Origin of the sequence: Candidatus Synechococcus calcipolaris G9 (genome assembly GCF_029582805.1) — a bacterium.
GTDB classification, from domain to species: domain Bacteria; phylum Cyanobacteriota; class Cyanobacteriia; order Thermosynechococcales; family Thermosynechococcaceae; genus Synechococcus_F; species Synechococcus_F calcipolaris.
Genome location: NZ_JAKKUT010000005.1, coordinates 160467 through 180549, shown reverse-complemented (window position 1 = coordinate 180549; position 20083 = coordinate 160467). Strand labels below are relative to the sequence as shown.

Here is a 20083-nt window from a genome sequence, read left to right as displayed (position 1 = left end):
CCTAAGTATTTTGTTTTACAAAGTGAGTTTTTAAGGATGACTGGTTTGTTTGACCTTTCACAACATCTGCATACTGTTGCCCAGCGACATCTAAGGTGTAATTTCTCAATAAATAGCTACGTCCGGCCTGTCCCAGGCGATCGCCCACCTGAGGATTTTCCATTAAGTAATCCACAAAGTCAACTAGCGCGTCCGCATCACCATTATTAACGGCCATGCCACACTGACCATCGGTGAGAACTTGTCGTAAGTAAGACGTGGGTGGACAAATGGCCAGAACCGGTCGTCCCGCAGCCAAAATTCCATACAGCTTACTGGGAGCAACTAATCCTTCCATTCCGATGTCAATGCTAACTAGTGATAGATCACAGGCAGTTAGGGAGTAGGGCAACACATCCTTATCCTGATAGGGCAGGAATAGGCAATTTTCTAGTCCTAGTTCTTCAACCCTCTGGACACAATCTGCTTTTTTCGCACCGCCACCAATGAACACAAAAGTAACAGGCTTATGCCGTAACTTTGCCGCTGCGGCCAAAATGGTATCCACATCATGACAGCGCCCCAGATTGCCAGAATAGAGAATAGTAAATTTATCGACAAGATGATGATCCTGGGCAAACCAATTATCGGCCTTTGCCATGGGCACAATCTGACTGGGATTGGCCCAGTTAGGAATGACATTAACTTTATGGGCAATATCAGGACAATCCGCAATGACCCGTTGCCGCATGGATTCACTCAAAACAATAATCGAATCCGATCGCTGCCATGCCAAATGATTACAATGATTCCACAGCTTAACGAGCCAGTGGTGGGGCTGAACCACTTTGAGTTCAACGGCAACCTGGGGATAGAGATCATACAGTAGACAAATATAACGCATGCCCAATAGTCGATTGAGCAGATAACCAATAAACGTCAAGTAGGGCGGCTCAGTAGTCAACAGGAGAACATCCACCTGTCGATGGGATTTTATGATATGCAGGAGCGATCGCACACAAAAAAGTAAGCCATTAATTAAGCGTCCCCGAATTCGTCGGGGCCAAAAACGTGCTGTGCGTGTGCGCTTAATGGTGAGATTATCTTGGGATTCGTAGCGAGGAGCCATGAGTCGACTAAAGGCATAACCCGGTTGGCCTGCAAAAACCTTAACGCGAACATTTTGATCACTGAGATACTTGGCAAGTTCTTCAATGAGTTGCCCTGTGGCCGCATAGTCCGGTGGGTAGTACTGGGTGACAATACATAAATTTTGCACAGAGTCAAGAGGCATGCTTAGTCCCACACACGAACATCAAATCTCACTAATTTTTAAAGATCACCAAACACACGCAAAAACAACGTTAAGGCTCCCAGGGAATTGAGGGGCTGAAAGACATCGGCTAAACTATCTCCCAGTTGGGTTAAGCCAGAACGACCTACCATAACAATGTCATTTTCCCGCAAAACGGGATTGGTAACATCATTGGGATTGTCAGCTAGATTAACAGGTATTGTCCGTTTTGTAACGTTCCCATCCCGATCTAAACGCACAAGCACAACAGAGGCACGATTAGCCCGACGCATATTGAACCCACCTGCGGCTCCCAAGGCTTGATTGAGGGTGGCATTGGCTGGAACCTGTACTAACCCCGGACGAATGACTTCACCAATGACTTGAACCGGAATAGCTGCCGGCGAAAAATTGGCGGAGGCGACCCGCACCGCTTCGGCGGCGTTAACAACCTCGGCTTTGGGAATGACAATCACATCATCACTACGCACCGTAAGGTCTTGGCTGGCATCCCCGGACTGAATTAGATCCCAAAGATTAACCTTTGTCACCGCTGTCCGCCCTTGGCCCAAGGAACGGCGCACTTCCACATTACGAACATCCGCCAATTGGGTAATGCCCCCGGCTTCAGACAAAAGACGGGTCAAGGTTGGCCATTCCCCTGTATTATCTAAACGGAGATTATAGGTTCCTGGCCGCTGTACCTCCCCTGAAACCAGAATTCTCAGGGGGCGCGGTGTCTCCAAAGCAACCGTAACGGAAGGATAACGCATAATTTTGTCATAGGCTGCCAAGACTTCCCGTTGAACTTGGGGGATGGTTTTCTCGGCGACCATCAAACGTCCCACTAGAGGTAGGGTGATAGAACCATCTAGGGCAACTCGGAAACGTTTTTCCCTAGTAACATCATCGGGTAGATTCACGACCTCCACAAACAGAACATCACCGGGGCCAAGCAGATAATCTTCTAGGGGGTTAATGGCAAGGTTGATGGGGGTGTCCGTAGAGGCATTTACCAAGTCACCATAGGCCCCACCCATCAAAACGCCTAGGGCAAATAAAGAAGCTCCAAATCCAGAGGCAATATTTTTGATGTGAGCCAATGACTACCCCCTTTCCTGAATTTAATTATAGCTAAAGTTTAATCAATATCAACGTCAACTTAGATTATCGATGTATTATCTAAACTGTCAAGACATCCGTTATATCATAAATTTACCTCTCCATGGACAAGAGAATGATAGTTTATGAAGACCGCTGTTGTGTCAAATAGGTTTCTACTCCTTGGGCGAGTTGACGAAAGTTAGGCTCAATTTTCTGGCTTAAATAATCCTCCACTGCCTTAGCCACAATCCCTGAGAGAAAAGAGGGAACCCCGGAAATTAATCCTGGATCAATCACTAACTCTCCGTCGCTTTTAATCACCGTTTGTTCCCCATCTTCCAGAAAAAGATTACGCCCATGGCAATGAACCGCTTCGGTAAAGGCATGGGGTTCAATGCGCCAAAGGGTGAGGTGGTTCTGGTCATCCCAGTGGGTGTGGTCTGTCCACGAAAGCATGGCATCACTTAGCAGGGCACGGGCAGCGGCTGGAATCTCGCCACCACCATGCCAGATCAAAATCATATCGAGTCCATGATCTACCGGGTGTCGTTCTTTGAGTTCAATCTCACGAACATTGCCGAGGTAGGGAGTTAGCTCAACTAGTTTATCCCGATAGGTGGGGTACACTAGGCTGCGGGGAAAGGGAAGGCTGACCCAAGAGGAAATATGCATGATAGTGGGTTCAGGTGAGGTGAGGACAACTACGGGCAATGAGAACGATATAATCCCCCAAAAGAAGGGGATGGCTTTCCGGGGGATTAACAAGGGTTTGACGACGCCCATCCACCCGTCGCTCAATGGCAATCAGAATCGAATCATGGTGGGTCTTCAGGTAGTGATTGACATCCCAAAAGGATTGATTGGCTAGGTGAACCGGTAAGGGGAGGCGATAAAACTGATTGCCCACTTGGGCCGTTAATAGCTCGGCAAAAACATCCATAGCACCTTGATTTCGCACCGCACTGCCAATTAGGTGGCCAGCCATTTCGTCGGCAATCACCACATCCTCCACACCGGCAACGTGCAATTGCACATTATTATGGCGATCTAGAAGTTGGGCACAGGTGTAGATACTGGGATTAAGCTTTTCAATGGTTAGGGCGGCTAGAACAGTACGGGCATCTCGGTCTTGGTCACTACGGGGGTGGGATGTATCCGCAAGGAGAATGGCACGGTCAGCATGGTAGATGGCAATTTTTTCTAAGACATCAATGCGGGTATAGTCACCGGAGTAAAAATAAAGACGATTTTGATCAACATGGTGCAGATCCAGAATGGGGATTGTCTCAAGTTCGGCAACAACAACGATAGGGCTATGCTGAATGGCCGGATCCACTTGCAGTTCCTGGAGGACTAGACCGCCACTACGATTCCAACCACAAATAATAATATGGTGACGTAATTCGTCCAAGTCTAGGTTTTTAATATCCATGGCAGTTCGCAAGCGTTGCACCATTAAGGCAGAAACAATTCCCGTAAAGACTGCAAATAGGGTCAATCCTGACAGGACAATCACCATGGTGACGATCCGTCCTTGATGAGTTTCAGGATAACCGCCAATGGGTTCCGATGACATTAAGGAAAAAAAACTATACCAAAGGGAATCTCCGAGGGAGGCAAATTCAGGATTAATGTGTCCCTCTAGCATGTACATGGCTAATCCACCCATCAGCATAATCAAAACAATCATCAAGATGGCGGAGATTTGCAGGCTATAGGTGCCGGTGATACGGGGAGATAGGTAGTATAGATTGCGATTAATGAGGATGGCGGCGCGAGGTAGGCGGAGGAGTGGCAGGAGTTGAAGGAGGCTGATCTGGGGAGGGGGCGGCAGAATAGCAATTAAATCCAGCCAATAGTGGCGGAAAAACCGTTTTTTCTTGCGGGCAAGGCTAAACCGGATCAAAAGTTCAATGATAAAGAAGATGCGAATCGGCAATTTTAGGAGAATGACCCAGGAGATACTTTCCTGCTGACGAACCAGTATAACTTGAAAGACTACCAGCAAAGCCATGACGAGGATGAGAGCAACTAAAGCTAGCTCCATCGGGGCAGAGTGGATGAGGCGATCAAGGCGTTGGTTGAGATGCCCTTTACCCATATATCGTTTCCAAAAATACCTCTGATGGGTTTGCAAGCCCACCCTACTATTTATAACTATCGTGACTTATTGTAGGACGGGGTGCAGGGATGAAGCCTTTCTGGGGGAAAGCTTCACGGTAGAACCGAATCTGCCGAAAAGGTGAGGGAACCCATTAGGGACAGTCATAAAAGTGTCATGTGTCGTGTGACAATCCTGTGGCGTTCACGTTACGTTTATATCAGTGAGGAGTGATTCGCAAACGAAAGCCCTGGGGTCGAAACACGGCAAGACTCCCAGGGTTTTTCATTTCTATAGCTTTTTGACTTTTGTTGGGCTGTCCCCATTGTGGTAAGTCATTCTTGAATTGACAGCCCCTTTGTTGGATTCCCTCGTTTGTTTATGATGTCTTTTTCTGCCTTACCCATCACCTGCGTTACAATTTTTACGCTGCTAACGTCCCAAGCCTGTCTAGATTCTAGTTCTAGTACGTCTGACCCAGCCCCTAATGTCACAAGCTCTTATCCTGAACTCGCCCAAGGGGATGGGCTGCGGGTGGCTATTGAGCAATTGCGGAAGGCTCCCATCAACATCACCGTTGTCAATGGCCAAAATGAACCTGTCAGCCAAGCCCAAGTTCATCTAGAACAGTTGAGCCATGATTTTCCCCTTGGGGTTGCCCTGAGTACGGATATGTTTGAGGATGGCGGCAATAAGAGCCAACAAGAATCCTATAGGAAAATTGCCCAAGAGCTTTTTAATGCGGCGGTTCATGAAAATGCCCTGAAATGGTATGCCACTGAACCGGAGCGGGGTCAGGTGAGTTACGATGATGCCGATCGCATTCTTGCATGGAGTCAGGGGCAAGGCTGGACAATGCGTGGCCATACTCTATTTTGGGAAGATGAGCAGTTTAATCAATCCTGGCTGAAGGATCTACCGCCCCAGGAACTACGGGTAGCTGTTCAAAAGCGTGCCATGGAGGTGTGTCGTCGCTATCGCGGCAAAATTGATGAGTTTGATGTAAATAACGAGCTACTTCACGGCGATTTTTACCGCAGTCGTCTGGGGCCAGGAATTATTAAAGAGATGTTTGAATGGTGTCATCAAGGAAATCCCGATGCGGTTCTCTATGTGAATGACTTTGGCATTATTGAGGGCGATCGCCTGGATGATTATGCTACCCTCATTCGTGATCTGCTGGATCAGGGTGTACCCATTGGTGGCATTGGTATTCAAGCCCACTTAGAGTATCCCTTGAATGAGGAACGAATGCAGCGGGCCCTAAATACCTTGGCCCAATTCAACCTACCCATCAAACTCACGGAGATCAGCGTTAGTCTGGACTCAGAAGCGGAGCAGGCGGAAACGCTGCGGAACATTTATCGCATTGCCTTTGCCCATCCTGCGGTAGAAGAAATTTTACTGTGGGGCTTTTGGCAGGGCAATCACTGGCGACCCCAAGCGGCCCTTTATCGACAAGATTTTTCGCCCAAGCCAGCGGCTGAAGCCTATCGAAGTCTTATTTTTGAAGAGTGGTGGACAGAGATTCAGGGGCAGACCAATGACGAGGGCCATTGGAGCGATCGCGGCTTTTTGGGTCAGTATCAGATTAGGATTACTGCCAATGGCCAGGAATTAAGGGAGAACATTGAGTTAACCCGATCAGGTGCCAACCTGACATTTAGACTACCTTAGTTAACACTCTCTCTTGAAGACTCTAGAGTACTTCAGGTTGCTTGATGCTCTTGGTGAGTCCGGTGGCATGCCCCATCGAACCCCGTCGCCCAACTTCCCTGAGGTTTGGCAAATTCTCAAAAAGAATAAACCCATAGGGGCAGAAGCCCCCTTGATCAAGCGATCTGTGTCTTAGTCTCGATTGGGAACACTGATTAGGGCAGTACCAATACTGATATCCCCATTAGTTCCCGTTTGCATCACTTTAACGCCGTAGGGGAGTTGCTCCCCACCCTTTGTCCGCATTTGCACATCATTGAGTTGCACATTCAGGATGCTATTCGCCACGACGGGGGCAGCAAATAAAATCATCAGTCGCCCATCCTGACGCTCTACCATTGCCGGAATGAATCCACCCGAACCATTTTGAATCGTAACATCTGTAAAGTTTTCCATTTGCTTGGGCAGGGCGATCGCCAATCCCCGCAGACTCATACCATTGCCCGAAATGGTGATTACATGGTTACTACCAGAAATTTTAGCTCCGACAATGGATGGAAATTTGACCGATGCAGTAACGTAGGTAGATTGAGTCCCGTCGGAATCAAGGGAGGGAGCAGGAGAGGCAAAAGCAGCAGTCGTCAAGCAAAGAAACGAGAGCGCAGTGAAGGAGCCAGTGGCCAGAAAGTGTTTCATACCATTAATCTCTAAATGAGTGAAGACCGAAGTCAGTCGATGTCTCCAGAATGGAAGAGCGACCTTAAAAAAAACTGAGAAACCCTTGAGACTGGACTAAAATTTTTATACATAAAACTCATAAATTTCCGCCCCCTGATCTAGAAAATTTTCAGGATTGGTTAAGGTAACGCTGTTACGCTACGTTTATATGCCTTCGAGAATCCTATGTCTGCCAAAATTTTGTTAATCGAAGACGAACAGAAAATTGCTCGTTTTGTTCAGCTAGAACTACAAAGTGAAGGCTATGACATTAGTGTCAGTTATGACGGTCACAATGGTTTAATGGTTGCCAGAGAAATGCCCATTGATTTACTGATCGTAGACTGGATGTTACCAGGTTTGACGGGGGTGGAAATTTGTCGGCGGTTGCGCTCAACGGGCAAAAAAACACCGATTATTATGTTGACAGGGCGAGATGAGATTGGCGATCGCGTGGCTGGACTAGATGCAGGGGCTGATGATTATGTGATTAAGCCCTTTAGTATTGAGGAGCTTTTAGCCCGAGTGCGTGCCCAACTGCGACGACAAACCGACGAAGTAAGTGAATGGCTAGAGTTTGAGGATCTCCGGGTCAATCCACGAACAAGGGAAGTATATCGGGGAGATCGGGCGATTGAGCTAACGGTGAAGGAGTTTGATTTGTTGAGTTATCTGCTATCGCGGCCACGACAGGTGTTTGCACGGGAACAAATTTTAAGTCGGGTTTGGGGCTATGATTTCGTGGGCGATTCTAACATTATTGAAGTTTATATTCGCTATCTGCGCTTAAAACTGGAGTCAGCCCATTCACCGCGCTTAATCCATACGATTCGGGGAGTCGGTTATAGTCTGCGTAAATCCTAATTGATCCCCATGATTAAAATTGATGTAGTAAACGATTCAGCTTAGAAACAGGGGACTCTTTAGCCTTGGTGAATCCACAATGTTGGAATGAAAGCCAGAGAATCTTGTCGATTTTGGCTTCCCTCAGTTATCGTTCTGGTAATTTGCAGGACTATTTACAGGCGATCGCCCATGGGGTGAGTCAATTAATTGCCAGCGATTGGTCGGTCGTTACCCTTTGTGATGATGACCACGAACGGGTCTTAGCAAGTACCCTTGATTTAGGAGATGAGGAGCCAATCTATATCCTCCATGGCACGATTACCCATAGGGTTGTTCAACTGGGCCAGGCCCTGTGGGTGGAAGATGTTCGCCACTATCCTGATTTTGGCGAACCCCCAGAGGGATATTTAGCTTATTTGGGGGTGCCCCTATGTACGCCCCAGGGCAAAATCTTGGGAACAATTTGCTCCTTTAATATGCAGCCCCGCCAGTACCGTAATGAAGAGATCCAAATTGTCGAACTCTTTGCAGAGCGAGCCGCCACTGCCATTGATAATTACGCGCTTTACCAAATTCAACAGGAATTTAATAGTCGCTTAGAGGCAGAAATTAAAACCCGTACTACCCAACTTGAAGCCGCCCAGGCCCAGCTTCTAGAGCAAGCTCGTTTAGTAGCGATCGGGGAATTTGCCGCCATGATTGTCCATGAGTTGCGGAATCCTCTTACCACTATAAAAATGGGATTAAATTATTTTTGTAAACTCACACTACCCCCCAGTTCCCAGGAACGTCTTACCCTAGCCCTAGAGGAATCCAAACGGTTAGAAATGCTCCTCAGTGAAATTTTGCTCTATGCAAAGCCCCAAATTCTCAACCAAGAACCCTTTGATATGTCCGCCCTAGGCCTGGAACTGACCCATATCCTTGAAGACTTACCGGAAACGGAGGATAAACCCATCCTTTGGAAAATGCCTCCCCAACCGGTGATCATTACGGGCGATCGCGACAAACTCAAACAGGTCTTTTTTAATTTGATTCAAAATGCCTGTGAAGCAGGAACACCTTATCAACCCATTACCTGTCAACTGCAAACCGATCGCGAAGGCTGGATTAGGGTAAGCATTCACAACGTTGGTAGTCCCATCCCGCCGGAGGACATTCCCAAGCTCACCCAACCCTTTTATTCTCGAAAACCGGGGGGAACCGGCCTTGGCCTGGCGATCGTGGATCGCATTATTGCCGCCCACCGTGGCCAGTTAACCATTTCCTCCAGTGAGGAAGAGGGCACAACCGTCCTCGTGACGTTACCGTGGGAATCAACCCCTGTCAAATAGTTTTTACCCACAAAAAGCAACTACTCCGAGACGGTGGGAGCGCAAACCCAAGGGAGATGACCATGAGTGAGCCGATAGCAGGCTCAGAAGCCAGACAAATTCTTGAGGTTTTGAAGGAACTGCAAGGGGATATGAAGGGGATGCAGTCCGATATCCAGGCCCTAACGATTGAGGTCAAAGTGACTCAGGCTCAAGTGAAAGCTCTTGACGACAAGGTTGATGGCCTACGATCTGAACTGCGAGATGACATCGCCGAACTGCTTGCCCAGCAGAAAACGACTAATGCAAGGTTATGGGGCTTCATTGTGGGCCTGGTGACATTGATTGGTGGAAGTGTGCTTAAGGTTTTCTGGTTTGACCGTGGGTAAAAAAATACCCAAGCGGTCAGGCTTGGGTTTGTTTATTCAAATATTGAAGATCAACTTAGATGGGATTTTAGGCCTTGGACTGTACCGCCGCCGCTTCATCGGGATGGATGCCTAAACGGGTGAGATTAATCCGCCCCTTATTGTCAATTTCCCGAACCTTAATCACGATTTCTTCCCCAACCGTCACCTCATCTTCTACTTTACCAACTCGGTAATCCGCTAATTGGGAAATGTGAATCATGCCTTCCTTGCCCGGCAGAAACTCAACGAAGGCACCAATGGGAATAATCCGAGTGACTTTACCCAGATAAACATCCCCAGCATTGAGCTTGCGAGTCATGCCTTCAATAATGGCCCGGGCCTGCTTGGCCTTATCTTCATCCACCGCAGAAATGGTCACTAAACCATCATCGCCAATATCCACCTTGGCACCGGTTTGCTCCGTAATGCCCTTGATGGTTTTCCCCCCTGGGCCAATCACCAAACCAATCATATCCGGTGGAATTTGCAGGGTAACGAGACGGGGCGCAAAGGGAGATTGTTCGTCCCGAGGAGCATCCAGGGTTGCCAGCATTTTTTCGAGGATATGCAAACGGGCAGGCCGGGCTTGCTCTACCGCTTGTTTAATCACGTCTAGGGGCAGACCCGTAATTTTCATATCCATTTGCAGGGCGGTAATGCCGCTATCGGTTCCGGCTACCTTGAAGTCCATATCCCCAAGGAAGTCTTCTAACCCTTGAATATCGGTGAGAATCCGAATCTCATCCCCTTCTTTGATGAGGCCCATGGCCGCACCACTGACGGGCTTGGTAATGGGAACCCCCGCATCCATGAGGGACAGGGTTGAACCACACACGGATCCCATGGAGGTGGAGCCATCGGAGGAAAGGATCTCGGAGACGACGCGAATAACGTAGGGAAAGTCTTCTTGCGGTGGCAAAACTGGGCTTAGGGCCCGCTCCGCTAAAGCTCCATGGCCAATTTCTCGACGACCGGGCGATCGCATCGGCCGCACTTCTCCCACGGAAAACGGAGGAAAATTGTAGTGGTGCAGGTAGCGTTTGGAATCATCGGGGTGAAGATCGTCTAAGTTTTGGGCATCTCCTGGGGTTCCCAAGGTGGCAACGGACATAACCTGGGTTAAGCCTCGGTTAAAGAGGGCACTGCCATGAACCCGTGGCGGCAAAATTCCAACATCACAGCTAATGGGCCGCACTTCATCTAGTTTGCGGCCATCCACCCGCAGGCCGTCACTAATCACCTGTTGACGCATTAATTTTTTAGTAATGCCCTTAAAGAGATTGCCCAGAGCCTTGGGTTGCTCTTGGGCGGCAATGGCTACAGGATGATCCTCCCCTAGGGTGGCAATTTCATTGGCGATCGCCCCCTTCACCTCATCTAGGGCCGCATCGCGAATATTTTTATCTTTCTCAAACCGCGCCAATATCTCTGTCACCGGAGTCACGGCCCGTTCGGAAATAAAATTTTCTAGGGTGGGATCAATGGTGGGAGGGGTGGCTGTAACCAGTTCAATGCCCAACTGGGCCATTAAATCTCGCTGGGCCTGGATCAGATCCCGTACCACTTCGTAGCCAAAATCAATAGCCTCAATCACGTCTTGCTCTGGTAGTTGGTTGGCTCCCGCCTCCACCATGACAACGCCATCGGGGGTTCCGGCGACCACCAGATCTAAATCTCCAGATTCGATTTCAGCGTAGGTGGGGTTAATCACAAAATCATCGCCAATTAGTCCTACCCGTACCGCTGCCATCGGGCCATTAAAGGGAATTTGGGCTAACAGCACGGCCACGGATGCCCCGGTAACGGCTAAAACATCGGGGGGAACCTGTTCATCCATGGAAACCGTTGTGGCAATGACCTGCAAATCATCCCGCAACCATTGGGGAAAGAGGGGACGCAGGGGGCGATCGATCAGCCGCGCCGTTAAAATTGCTTTTTCGGGGGGACGACCTTCACGCCGTAAAAAACCGCCGGGGATGCGTCCAGCGGCATAAAGACGTTCTTCGTAATCCACAATTAGAGGTAAAAAATCAATTCCCTCTCGTCCACCTGCCCGGTTAGCGGTCACTAAAACCGCCGTATCTCCTGAACGTACTAATACTGAACCAGCCGCCTGGGGTGCAAATTTCTGTAGCGTCAAACTTATATCCCGCCCATCTAGCGAGATGACTTTTTCCATACCACTCATGTGTTTTTTACCGTTTGTTCTTTTTCCACTCTACAAGGTTAGAGAGAAAATGGCACTTGGCCGGCAACTCCTACAGTTTCAGGGAAGAATAGCCCCAAACCCAACCCAAATATTTAGCCAATATCTAGCCATTTTTCAGGCTTGAATCACCCCTTTTGAACTGGGAATTTGTTGACTACGCCGTGGATCTAGGGCGATCGCCATTCGCAGCGATCGGGCAAAGGCCTTGAACGTTGCTTCGATGATGTGGTGGGAGTTCAGTCCATCTAATTGGCGAATATGGAGGGTCATGCGGCTATGGTTCACTAAGGCCACAAAGAACTCCCGTACCAGTTGGGTATCGTAGGTACCGACGCGATCGCTGGGAATCTGAAGGCCATAGCTCAGGTGAGGGCGGCCAGAAAAGTCAAGGGCGACCTGTACCAAACTTTCATCTAGGGGGGCGACAAAATGGCCAAAGCGATAAATGCCCCGGCGATCGCCCAGGGACTGATCTAGGGCTTGGCCAAGGGTAATGCCCACGTCCTCATTGGTATGGTGATCATCAATGTGCAGATCCCCCTTTGCCTGCACCTGAAGATCCACCAAACCATGGGAGCAGAGTTGATCGAGCATATGATCTAGGAATGGAATACCTGTGTTGTTACGGCCCTGGCCCGAACCATCCAAATTAAGGTGGACATGGACATCCGTCTCACCGGTTTTGCGGTGTACGATCGCCTGCCGAGGCGGACATTCCGTTATCCCTAGGGAAGGAGACTCAATCGAGGACAGCATAGGCACAGATCAAATCCGAGAATGTTTAACTTTGGGGAGGGACAGGGGGCGGCGCACTAGGGGTAGAGGTATCCATGGGAACTGTGCCACCACGAGGAAAGGGAATGTCCACGAATCCTAATTCTAGCAATTGTTGATAGGACTTTTGTCCCAAGTCCCGGGTCGGATTTTGACTGCGGATAATCTCTACTAGCAGAGGAATCGCCAATTCCGGTTGATTATTGGCCCGATAAACCAGTGCTAACTGGTAGGTGGCCTGGTCGCGGATTTGGGCCGATTCTAGGGCCCGGCGACGACTACTATCGGAGGCAGAGCCATCAATGCCCAAGAAACTGGAACTCAGGGATTGGTAGTAGTTCGACAATTGATTCATCACGGTGCGGGCTTGGAGCAGTTTTTGGGCTGCCACGGTATAGTTTTGCCCACTGACGGCACTGGCCGCCTCGTCCATGAGTCGTTTTCCCCCTTCAATCGTATAAATGCTACTCCCTCCGGGAGGAGGGGTGGGCGTAACAAATTCAACATTTGGAGGTTGACTAGGTGGGGGCGTTTGTCCGTAACCAGGGTTGGAAAGAAGGGGAAAACCAAGGACAGTCATCCCGGTGATAACCCAGCGTACAGGTAAATTAGCGATCCTCAAGGCGGCCATTAGCTGTCCCTTTATTAAGATAGAGGCAGTCAGTCTCTGTCGGAGTATTGACAACGGGTATCTTATCACCAAGCTAGGCGTATAGTTAAATTTAGTTAAATTTTGGTTGTTTGGAAAATTGTTCGGTGTTGACTAAATCACTAAATCTGCATTACTAAATCTGCCATGAATCCTGCTCAGTCTAACCCATCCTCCATTGACGCTATTCATCAGCGACGGCGAGAATTAAAGGGAAAGCGTCGCCTCCGGTTACTGTCAGGGATCTGGCGTACCTCTTTTTTACTGACCCTAACGGGGGGATTGATTTGGGGACTCACCTTACCGGATTGGATGCTGCGTCGGCCTGACCAAGTGAGGATTCGCGGCAATCAACTGCTGCGGACGGAGGCGATTCAAGCCCAACTTCCCCTCAATTATCCCCAGTCCCTGCTCCGACTTGATCCCCAAACCCTAGTTCAGAGCCTAGAAACCGCTTTGCCCTTACAACGGGTTACCATTTCGCGGCAGTTATTTCCACCCACGCTGATCGTAGAGGTACAGGAGCGATTTCCCGTGGCCATCACCACCTGCGATCGCTGCACCCTTGTCAGCCCCAATGGTTTAAGCCAGGGGCCCTCCAGTCGTTGGTATGTTGATGGGGCCGGGATGGCGGCGGCGGTGGCCAGTTACCAAGCCGAGGCGATCGCCGATCCGCCCCCATTGACCGTTGTTGGCTATTTGTTGCCCCTCTCTCCACCCCCAGAAACCATTCCCCGCGCAGTGGCCCTGCCCCAGGAACGTCAACAGCAATGGCAGCAATTATTTAGTCATCTGGGGGAAGCAGAGGTACCCATTACGACGATTGACTGGCGAAAACCGGAGAACCTAATTGTGCAAACCGCCCTAGGCTCTGTTCATCTAGGGGCCTATGGAACCCAACTCCAGGAAAATCATCAAACCTTACCCTATGCCATCATGGGCGATCGCCTGCGGGAACAACTACGCGCCCTAAATAGCCTGAAGGAATTGCCCACGTTTGTCGATACCAGCCAATTACTCCACATTGACTTAGTGAATCCGGCGGAACCCCTACTGCAAATGAAAACTGCCACAGTAAAGCCGCCATCTCCCCAACCCAGTCCATCCCCTGGGAGTAACCCTTGATTTTTAATTTTTTTTGGACTAATTGGTGTTTAGGGTGACATAGCCTATAGTATGTTCATAATTGCGCCTAGCTGGTGGCTGGGTTACGGTTCTGAATATCTACGACCCTATGGAAAATGATCAGCAAATCAGTGAAGGGCTATCCCATGAGACGTTGATGGGTGATCCTGTTGATTCTAGTGATAATGGATACAACTTTGCCACCGATGCACAGAGGAGTCATGATACCTTGCTAGAAACAGCAGCCCGTATTAAGGTCGTTGGCGTTGGCGGTGGTGGCGGTAATGCCGTCAACCGGATGATTGCCAGTAATGTGGCCGGAGTTGAGTTCTGGTCTGTCAATACTGATGCCCAGGCGATCGCCCAATCCCAAGCCAGTAAATCTCTACAACTGGGACAGAAATTAACCCGTGGCCTAGGGGCAGGGGGAAATCCGGCCATTGGCCAGAAGGCGGCGGAGGAATCTCGGGAAGAATTAGCCAATGCCGTCAAAGAAGCCGATTTGGTTTTTATTACCTGTGGCATGGGGGGTGGAACCGGAACCGGGGCAGCCCCAATTGTGGCGGAAGTAGCCAAAGAACAGGGGGCCTTAACGATTGCGGTGGTGACTCGTCCCTTTCTGTTTGAAGGACGGCGGCGCGCCAATCAAGCTGATGAAGGAATAGAAGCCCTGCAAAGCCGGGTGGATACGTTAATTGTTATTCCTAACGATAAAATTCTATCGGTGATCTCGGAGCAAACCTCTGTCCAGGATGCCTTCCAGATTGCCGATGATGTCTTGCGCCAAGGGGTGCAGGGCATTTCCGATATTATTAATTTGCCCGGTCTGATTAATGTTGACTTTGCCGATATTCGGGCGGTGATGGCCGATGCGGGATCCGCCATGATGGGGATTGGCGTTGCCTCCGGTAAATCTCGGGCCCGGGAGGCGGCGATGACAGCTATTTCCTCCCCCCTACTCGAATCCTCCATTGAGGGAGCCAAGGGAGTTGTCTTTAATATTACCGGTGGTGCAGATCTCACCCTCCATGAAGTGAATGCGGCTGCTGAGGTGATTTTCGAGGTAGTGGATGCCAATGCCAACATTATTTTTGGGGCCGTTGTGGATCATTCTCTTCAGGGGGAAGTCCAAGTCACGGTCATTGCCACTGGCTTTTCCGGGGAACCTGTCCTGAAAACCCGCGTGAATCAACAAAAGAAAAAGAGTAGTGGCGGGAATCCGAGTCCTGCCTCGACGGACACACCGGCGGCACCAGAGCCTCAGGGGACTGAGGAAAAATCGGATGCCGAGGAGAGTAACCCGAAACTAGATCTTCCTGCATTCCTACAACGGCGGCGATCTAAGTCCTAGGGAATTGGTTCTTTGGCTTGTTTCACTCTTGAATGGGAATGACCTCATTTACCGCCCTTAGTCACTACTCTTCGTTTTTGGTTTTTCTGGTTGGCTTGATAACGGCGATCGCCACGTTGGGGTTTGGCCTCCTGTTACTTGAGGCTCTAGGGTTAAAATTTCCCACACCTTGGCGACAGGTTACGGCTATTTTGCTGGGACTCTTGACGGTTAGTTTAGGGGTTCAACTCCTTGGCTTTACGGGCCTGGCGTACTCCTGGGTTTTAATCAGTTTGTGGGGCGGTCTGCTGATGGTTGGCAGTGCCAAAATGCTCCGAGGCTATCGGGACTTGATGCCGCCGGGGATGCAATTGACCCGCTCGTGGCAGCTGCTACCCTTGATCATCTGTGGTGCGGCTCTGTTGATTAATTTGATGGTGGCGATCGCCCCATCTACGAAAATCGACGAATTGTACTACCACATGGTGATCCCCAGTCGGATTCTCCTGGATCACGCGCTCCTGTTCTATCGCGAGCCTTGGGAGGGAGCCGTCTATGCCCATGGCATTTATCAAATGAGCCTTACCCCCCTCTATGCCCTAGGGGTTCCCGATGCCGGCAATGTGGTGAGTTGGTTTTTAAGTTTAACGTTGGTTTGGTTTTGTGCCTATCTTTTAGCGATCGCCCGTTTGCCATCGGTGTGGATATTCATCGCCTCCGCCACGGTGATTGTCGGTCTCTATCCAACGGTTTGGCACGTCACGGGTGGGGCCCATGCCATGGGGGATCTGGCGATCGCCGCCGCCACCCTTGCCCTCCTGCTCCACCGATCCCTCCTCCGGAAGATGGGCGGGAAAGATTATGTAACCTTGGTTTCTATCCTAAGTTTGGCCGGCGTTGCCACCAAGGTATCCTTACTGCCCCTGGGCGGCACAATGGTGTTACTGGCCATAATTGTCGCCATCCTATCCATGGAAAAAACACCCCCCCTCGGTTCAATCCTGGGGTTAGTTCTGCGGGCAATAATTCCCTGGTTGATCCTCTATGCCCCCATTCTCCTGTGGACTTTTTTTCAGTCCGGTTCTCCCTTCGGGCCAATGCTCAGCCATGTCTTTTCCCCTTGGTCAATTTATGAGGGTGAGCCGATTCCGATTCAACAGGTACTCAAGGAAACGAAAGCGAGTCTGAGTGCAACGGCGAGTGTTCTCTCTAGCCTGTCCCATGGCTTACCCAATTACTCTCCATTGCTGGGGATCGGCATTGTTGCCCTCTTTTTTAATCAACGAATTTTCTGGGGCGATCGCCTCTTGGCCCTAGGTTTATTGTTAGTGCAGACCCTAGTCATTCTGGTCTTTCTATTTGCGGATTTTCGCTTTTATAGTGGTCTACCCTACGGTTTATTTATCTTTTCGGTGCTCGGCTATGGCAGCCCAACCGATGTAATGATCAAAACTAAAAAACAGGAAAAAACAAAATTTTTGCTTTGCCCCTACCCCCCATCCCTGGTTATTTGGCTCACTAGTTTATGCTTTTTACCTTGGCTAATTTTGCAATTGTATTACAGTCTCCAATTTATGCCCGTGGTGCTTGGCCAGCAAAAACCCCTAGACTTTGCCACAGAAAAAGTTGCCCTCATCGAAGATTATCAACGCTTAGATACCCTGCTGCCAACCCAGGCCCATCTCTACATTGACGGGCCCCGTGTGAGTTTAGCCTATGCCCCGCGGCCGGTGTACCGCAGTCTCCAAGACCTGCCCAACCCTGGGGAAGCCTATCTTCTCACCACCTTGGCCGATCCCCCCACAGACCTGCCTGGATTTACCCTAGGGGAATTGATATACGACAATCCCCAGGCCATAACAACGGTTTATCGCACACCGAATCGTTCCCCCGCTAGGGGCCCTGTCCGGGTATGGCAACTTTACCCCAAACAAGAGACTGAGCCACACCCCCATCGTTTTGGAAGCCGGGAAAAGCGTACAATGGCAGGATTCCAACCAAACTAAATGGGTAATTTTCGGGAATGGGTTCCAGTGAACAATCCGCATTTCAGGCAGCCATTGAGCGCGGCGACTTTTTAGTAACGGCTGAGGTTTGTCCCCCCAAGGGCGGTGATGCCTCCAAAATGATTGACCAAGCCCTAGGCCTAAAGGGTCGGGTACACGGGATCAATGTCACCGATGGCAGTCGGGCCGTATTACGGATGAGTTCCCTGGCGGCAACGGTGATCCTGCAACAACAGGGTCTAGAACCGATTTGTCAAGTGACCTGCCGCGATCGCAACCGCATTGCTCTCCAGGCGGATTTAATGGGGGCCCATGCCCTAGGTTTGCGAAATATCCTAGCCTTGACGGGAGATCCCATCCAGGCGGGGGATCATCCCAAGGCAAAGGCCGTCTTTGATCTAGAATCCGTGCGGTTATTGCAGTTAATCGGTCGCCTCAACCAGGGTTTTGATGCCCAAGATGCCCCCCTCACCGATGGGCCAACCCAATTATTTGCGGGGGCGGCGGTGGATCCCCAGTCTGCCAGTTGGTCAGGTCTGCAACAACGCTTTGAGCGTAAACTGGCGGCGGGAGCAAAGTTTTTTCAGAGCCAACTCATTACCGATTTCGATCGCCTCGATAGATTTATGACCCAGATTGCGGCGGGGTGCGATCGCCCCATTTTGGCGGGTATCTTTCTGCTCAAATCTGCAAAAAATGCCCAATTTATTAATCGGATGGTGCCGGGGGTAACGATTCCGGAAAACATCATTCAACGTCTGGCGGCGGCGGCCAATCCCTTAGAGGAGGGGATAGCGATCGCGGCTGAACAAATTCAACAGGCCCGCCACATTTGCCAAGGTGTCCATGTCATGGCGGTGCGCCGTGAGGATCTGATCCCAAAAATTTTGGATCGGGCCGGCATTGCTCCCGTAGGGAAATCCTCATCCAAATCGTCATAAAATGAGAATAGCCACGAAGGGCACTGATTAAGGGTCATCATCCGGCAATAATTCGATCTTTTTTGGCATCAAAAACAATGGCTTGAATGATTCCATTGACTAGGGGATCATTGACAAAGAAGGGGGTTTACCCATCAGCACACAACATAAAGAATGATTAATTTCCTTGGTATTTTTATAATAATTCGCTATATATTGAGAAGTTAATCTTTTTTTAAGAATTCCTATTTTATGAATGATAGGGTTAACCAGTTTGTGTTGCTGCCTGTTTGTATTACTGATGTGCACTCATTTGTGTCAGTAATCAATGTAACTTCAACCTATTCAGCAGCCCTAGGAGTCCATCGCCTTATTGCTAGGGGGAAAATTTAATGGTTCAGTCTATTGATATTAATACTCAAACCCAGATGATGCTCAATCCTGAACGTCTCTTGCAACAGTTAGCCGAATCTGGGGGCACAGGCTGTCTGCAACTGACCAGTCAGGGGAACCATTGGTTTCTTTATCTTGATCAGGGATTTTTGATTTATGCGACCCATACCATTGATCCGGGCGATCGCTTTGAGCGACATCTGCGTCGGCTCAGTCAAAGGAATGAGGTCTTAACCCGGGAATTTCGGGCCCAGGTACGACAGCAATGGGATTTAGCCCAAACCCCCACCCCCATTTGTGAGTACGAAAGCATTCGCTGGTTAGTGAATGAAGGTATTCTTGCGGTGGAGGAGGCCGGTGAACTGATCCGTCAACTGATTCTAGAGGTACTGGAATCTTACCTGTGTTTACGGGAGGGGACTCACCAACTGGTACGTTTTCTGGATGTGCCGGTGGTCGCCCAGTTTACCCCAGGGATATTAGTTGATGAGTGTAAAGCCAATATTCGCAAATGGCAGGCCTGGGGTGAAAAAATCAGTTCTCCCTTCCAGCGGCCCTACTTTTTTGGTCATGGTGGCCAGGGCAATCTCAGCCTTGAGCAACAACAACGCCTGGGCAGTTTGCTGCGGGGCTTTAGTTTCCGGCATTTGGCTGTGATCCTCAACCAGGATGAATTTCAGTTAGTCAAGAGCCTCTATCCCCTCATTGGTGGGGGTGTCATTGTCGTGCGGGAACCCCAGGCCCCCTTTGATCAATTACCCCGATTTGATACCTGCTCCTTTGAGGATGCCGCTCCCGTAGATCTGGATGATTCGGGAGATTTGAGTACCGGCTTTCCGGCGATCGCCAATCTCCAGCGGCAATACACCATTGTCTGTATTGATGACAGCCCGACGATGCTCAATGAACTGAGCCGATTTTTGTCCGATGATGCCTTTTCCGTTGTCACCCTCAATGATTCCGTCAAAGCCTTGATGGATGTGATGCGGATCAAGCCGGATCTGATCCTGCTAGACGTGGGTATGCCCAATATTGATGGCTATAAATTCTGTAAAGTCATTCGCAACCATGAGCGATTTAAGCAAACACCGATCATTATGGTGACAGGGAATACCGGCTTAATCGATCGCGCCAAGGCACGCCTTGTCGGGGCCACGGACTACATGACGAAACCATTCACCCAAGCAGAACTCCTGAAAATGGTCTTTCAATATCTAAGTTAGGGCAATATCTGAGTGAGGGAGGGATAGACTTCTT

The 20083-nt window shown here is 49.7% G+C and carries 17 protein-coding genes; 9 read left to right on the top strand and 8 right to left on the bottom strand.

From position 1 onward, the window contains the following. Position 1: 1 nt before the first annotated feature. The 4 genes from L3556_RS13285 to L3556_RS13270 all read right to left on the bottom strand — a co-directional run bounded on the left by L3556_RS13285 (position 2) and on the right by L3556_RS13270 (position 4478). Positions 2-1273: a glycosyltransferase family 4 protein gene (locus L3556_RS13285; protein ID WP_277867815.1), complete on the bottom strand. Its 1272-nt coding sequence runs from the start codon at positions 1271-1273 to the stop codon at positions 2-4. Positions 1274-1311: 38 nt separating this feature from the next. Continuing rightward, positions 1312-2376, bottom strand: coding sequence for an SLBB domain-containing protein (locus tag L3556_RS13280; RefSeq protein WP_277867814.1), 1065 nt, complete (start codon positions 2374-2376; stop codon positions 1312-1314). 142 nt (positions 2377-2518) lie between these two features. Beyond that, entirely contained in the window at positions 2519-3049 is a 531-nt protein-coding gene (locus L3556_RS13275) for a hypothetical protein (RefSeq protein ID WP_277867813.1), read from the bottom strand. A gap of 10 nt (positions 3050-3059) precedes the next feature. Continuing rightward, complete coding sequence (locus tag L3556_RS13270) at positions 3060-4478, bottom strand: NAD-binding protein (protein ID WP_277867812.1); 1419 nt, start codon at positions 4476-4478, stop codon at positions 3060-3062. 381 nt (positions 4479-4859) lie between these two features. Between L3556_RS13270 and L3556_RS13265 the strand changes: the two genes are divergently transcribed. Beyond that, entirely contained in the window at positions 4860-6155 is a 1296-nt protein-coding gene (locus L3556_RS13265; RefSeq protein WP_277867811.1) for an endo-1,4-beta-xylanase, read from the top strand. Between the two features lie 171 nt (positions 6156-6326). Here L3556_RS13265 and L3556_RS13260 read toward each other — a convergent pair whose 3' ends face one another. Next, positions 6327-6830: a hypothetical protein gene (locus L3556_RS13260; protein WP_277867810.1), complete on the bottom strand. Its 504-nt coding sequence runs from the start codon at positions 6828-6830 to the stop codon at positions 6327-6329. Between the two features lie 207 nt (positions 6831-7037). Here L3556_RS13260 and L3556_RS13255 point away from each other — a divergent pair, with 207 nt between their 5' ends. The 3 genes from L3556_RS13255 (at position 7038) to L3556_RS13245 (ending at position 9399) form a co-directional block, all read left to right on the top strand. Beyond that, positions 7038-7715 carry a response regulator transcription factor gene (locus L3556_RS13255; RefSeq protein WP_277867809.1) on the top strand — a complete coding sequence of 226 codons (678 nt, stop codon included), beginning with the start codon at positions 7038-7040 and terminating at the stop codon, positions 7713-7715. 113 nt (positions 7716-7828) lie between these two features. After that, positions 7829-9031, top strand: a complete 1203-nt coding sequence (locus tag L3556_RS13250; RefSeq protein ID WP_277867808.1) for a sensor histidine kinase — start codon at positions 7829-7831, stop codon at positions 9029-9031. Between the two features lie 62 nt (positions 9032-9093). After that, positions 9094-9399, top strand: a complete 306-nt coding sequence (locus L3556_RS13245; protein WP_277867807.1) for a hemagglutinin — start codon at positions 9094-9096, stop codon at positions 9397-9399. A 67-nt stretch (positions 9400-9466) separates the two neighbouring features. Here the strand turns inward: L3556_RS13245 and L3556_RS13240 are convergent, their stop codons facing one another. The 3 genes from L3556_RS13240 to L3556_RS13230 form a co-directional block, all read right to left on the bottom strand. Further along, entirely contained in the window at positions 9467-11608 is a 2142-nt protein-coding gene (locus L3556_RS13240; RefSeq protein WP_277867806.1) for a polyribonucleotide nucleotidyltransferase, read from the bottom strand. A gap of 135 nt (positions 11609-11743) precedes the next feature. Next, positions 11744-12385: an imidazoleglycerol-phosphate dehydratase HisB gene (gene hisB / locus L3556_RS13235; RefSeq protein WP_277867805.1), complete on the bottom strand. Its 642-nt coding sequence runs from the start codon at positions 12383-12385 to the stop codon at positions 11744-11746. 25 nt (positions 12386-12410) lie between these two features. After that, positions 12411-13034, bottom strand: coding sequence for a hypothetical protein (locus tag L3556_RS13230; protein WP_277867804.1), 624 nt, complete (start codon positions 13032-13034; stop codon positions 12411-12413). Positions 13035-13199: 165 nt separating this feature from the next. On the opposite strand from L3556_RS13230, the gene L3556_RS13225 reads away from it, so the two are divergent. From L3556_RS13225 to L3556_RS13205, 5 genes are all read left to right on the top strand, one after another. Next, the gene (locus L3556_RS13225; RefSeq protein ID WP_277867803.1) at positions 13200-14177 is read left to right on the top strand and encodes a cell division protein FtsQ/DivIB; all 978 of its coding nucleotides are present in this window, start codon (positions 13200-13202) and stop codon (positions 14175-14177) included. A gap of 157 nt (positions 14178-14334) precedes the next feature. Further along, positions 14335-15528, top strand: coding sequence for a cell division protein FtsZ (gene ftsZ, locus L3556_RS13220; protein ID WP_277867802.1), 1194 nt, complete (start codon positions 14335-14337; stop codon positions 15526-15528). A 38-nt stretch (positions 15529-15566) separates the two neighbouring features. Further along, positions 15567-17513, top strand: a complete 1947-nt coding sequence (locus L3556_RS13215) for a hypothetical protein (protein WP_277867801.1) — start codon at positions 15567-15569, stop codon at positions 17511-17513. Positions 17514-17530: 17 nt separating this feature from the next. Beyond that, positions 17531-18454, top strand: a complete 924-nt coding sequence (locus L3556_RS13210; protein ID WP_277867800.1) for a methylenetetrahydrofolate reductase — start codon at positions 17531-17533, stop codon at positions 18452-18454. 371 nt (positions 18455-18825) lie between these two features. Next, positions 18826-20049, top strand: a complete 1224-nt coding sequence (locus L3556_RS13205; protein ID WP_277867799.1) for a response regulator — start codon at positions 18826-18828, stop codon at positions 20047-20049. Positions 20050-20083: the final 34 nt, after the last annotated feature.

What these genes read in the sequence shown, in the direction of transcription:
- L3556_RS13245 (WP_277867807.1), top strand. Translation starts at nt 9,094, where the DNA reads ATGAGTGAGCCGATAGCAGGCTCAGAAGCCAGACAAATTCTTGAGGTT.
- L3556_RS13275 (WP_277867813.1), bottom strand. Translation starts at nt 3,049, where the DNA reads ATGCATATTTCCTCTTGGGTCAGCCTTCCCTTTCCCCGCAGCCTAGTG.
- L3556_RS13265 (WP_277867811.1), top strand. Translation starts at nt 4,860, where the DNA reads ATGATGTCTTTTTCTGCCTTACCCATCACCTGCGTTACAATTTTTACG.
- L3556_RS13210 (WP_277867800.1), top strand. Translation starts at nt 17,531, where the DNA reads ATGGGTTCCAGTGAACAATCCGCATTTCAGGCAGCCATTGAGCGCGGC.
- ftsZ (WP_277867802.1), top strand. Translation starts at nt 14,335, where the DNA reads ATGGGTGATCCTGTTGATTCTAGTGATAATGGATACAACTTTGCCACC.
- L3556_RS13285 (WP_277867815.1), bottom strand. Translation starts at nt 1,273, where the DNA reads ATGCCTCTTGACTCTGTGCAAAATTTATGTATTGTCACCCAGTACTAC.
- hisB (WP_277867805.1), bottom strand. Translation starts at nt 12,385, where the DNA reads ATGCTGTCCTCGATTGAGTCTCCTTCCCTAGGGATAACGGAATGTCCG.
- L3556_RS13205 (WP_277867799.1), top strand. Translation starts at nt 18,826, where the DNA reads ATGGTTCAGTCTATTGATATTAATACTCAAACCCAGATGATGCTCAAT.
- L3556_RS13215 (WP_277867801.1), top strand. Translation starts at nt 15,567, where the DNA reads ATGACCTCATTTACCGCCCTTAGTCACTACTCTTCGTTTTTGGTTTTT.
- L3556_RS13255 (WP_277867809.1), top strand. Translation starts at nt 7,038, where the DNA reads ATGTCTGCCAAAATTTTGTTAATCGAAGACGAACAGAAAATTGCTCGT.
- L3556_RS13260 (WP_277867810.1), bottom strand. Translation starts at nt 6,830, where the DNA reads ATGAAACACTTTCTGGCCACTGGCTCCTTCACTGCGCTCTCGTTTCTT.
- L3556_RS13230 (WP_277867804.1), bottom strand. Translation starts at nt 13,034, where the DNA reads ATGGCCGCCTTGAGGATCGCTAATTTACCTGTACGCTGGGTTATCACC.
- L3556_RS13240 (WP_277867806.1), bottom strand. Translation starts at nt 11,608, where the DNA reads ATGAGTGGTATGGAAAAAGTCATCTCGCTAGATGGGCGGGATATAAGT.
- L3556_RS13225 (WP_277867803.1), top strand. Translation starts at nt 13,200, where the DNA reads ATGAATCCTGCTCAGTCTAACCCATCCTCCATTGACGCTATTCATCAG.
- L3556_RS13270 (WP_277867812.1), bottom strand. Translation starts at nt 4,478, where the DNA reads ATGGGTAAAGGGCATCTCAACCAACGCCTTGATCGCCTCATCCACTCT.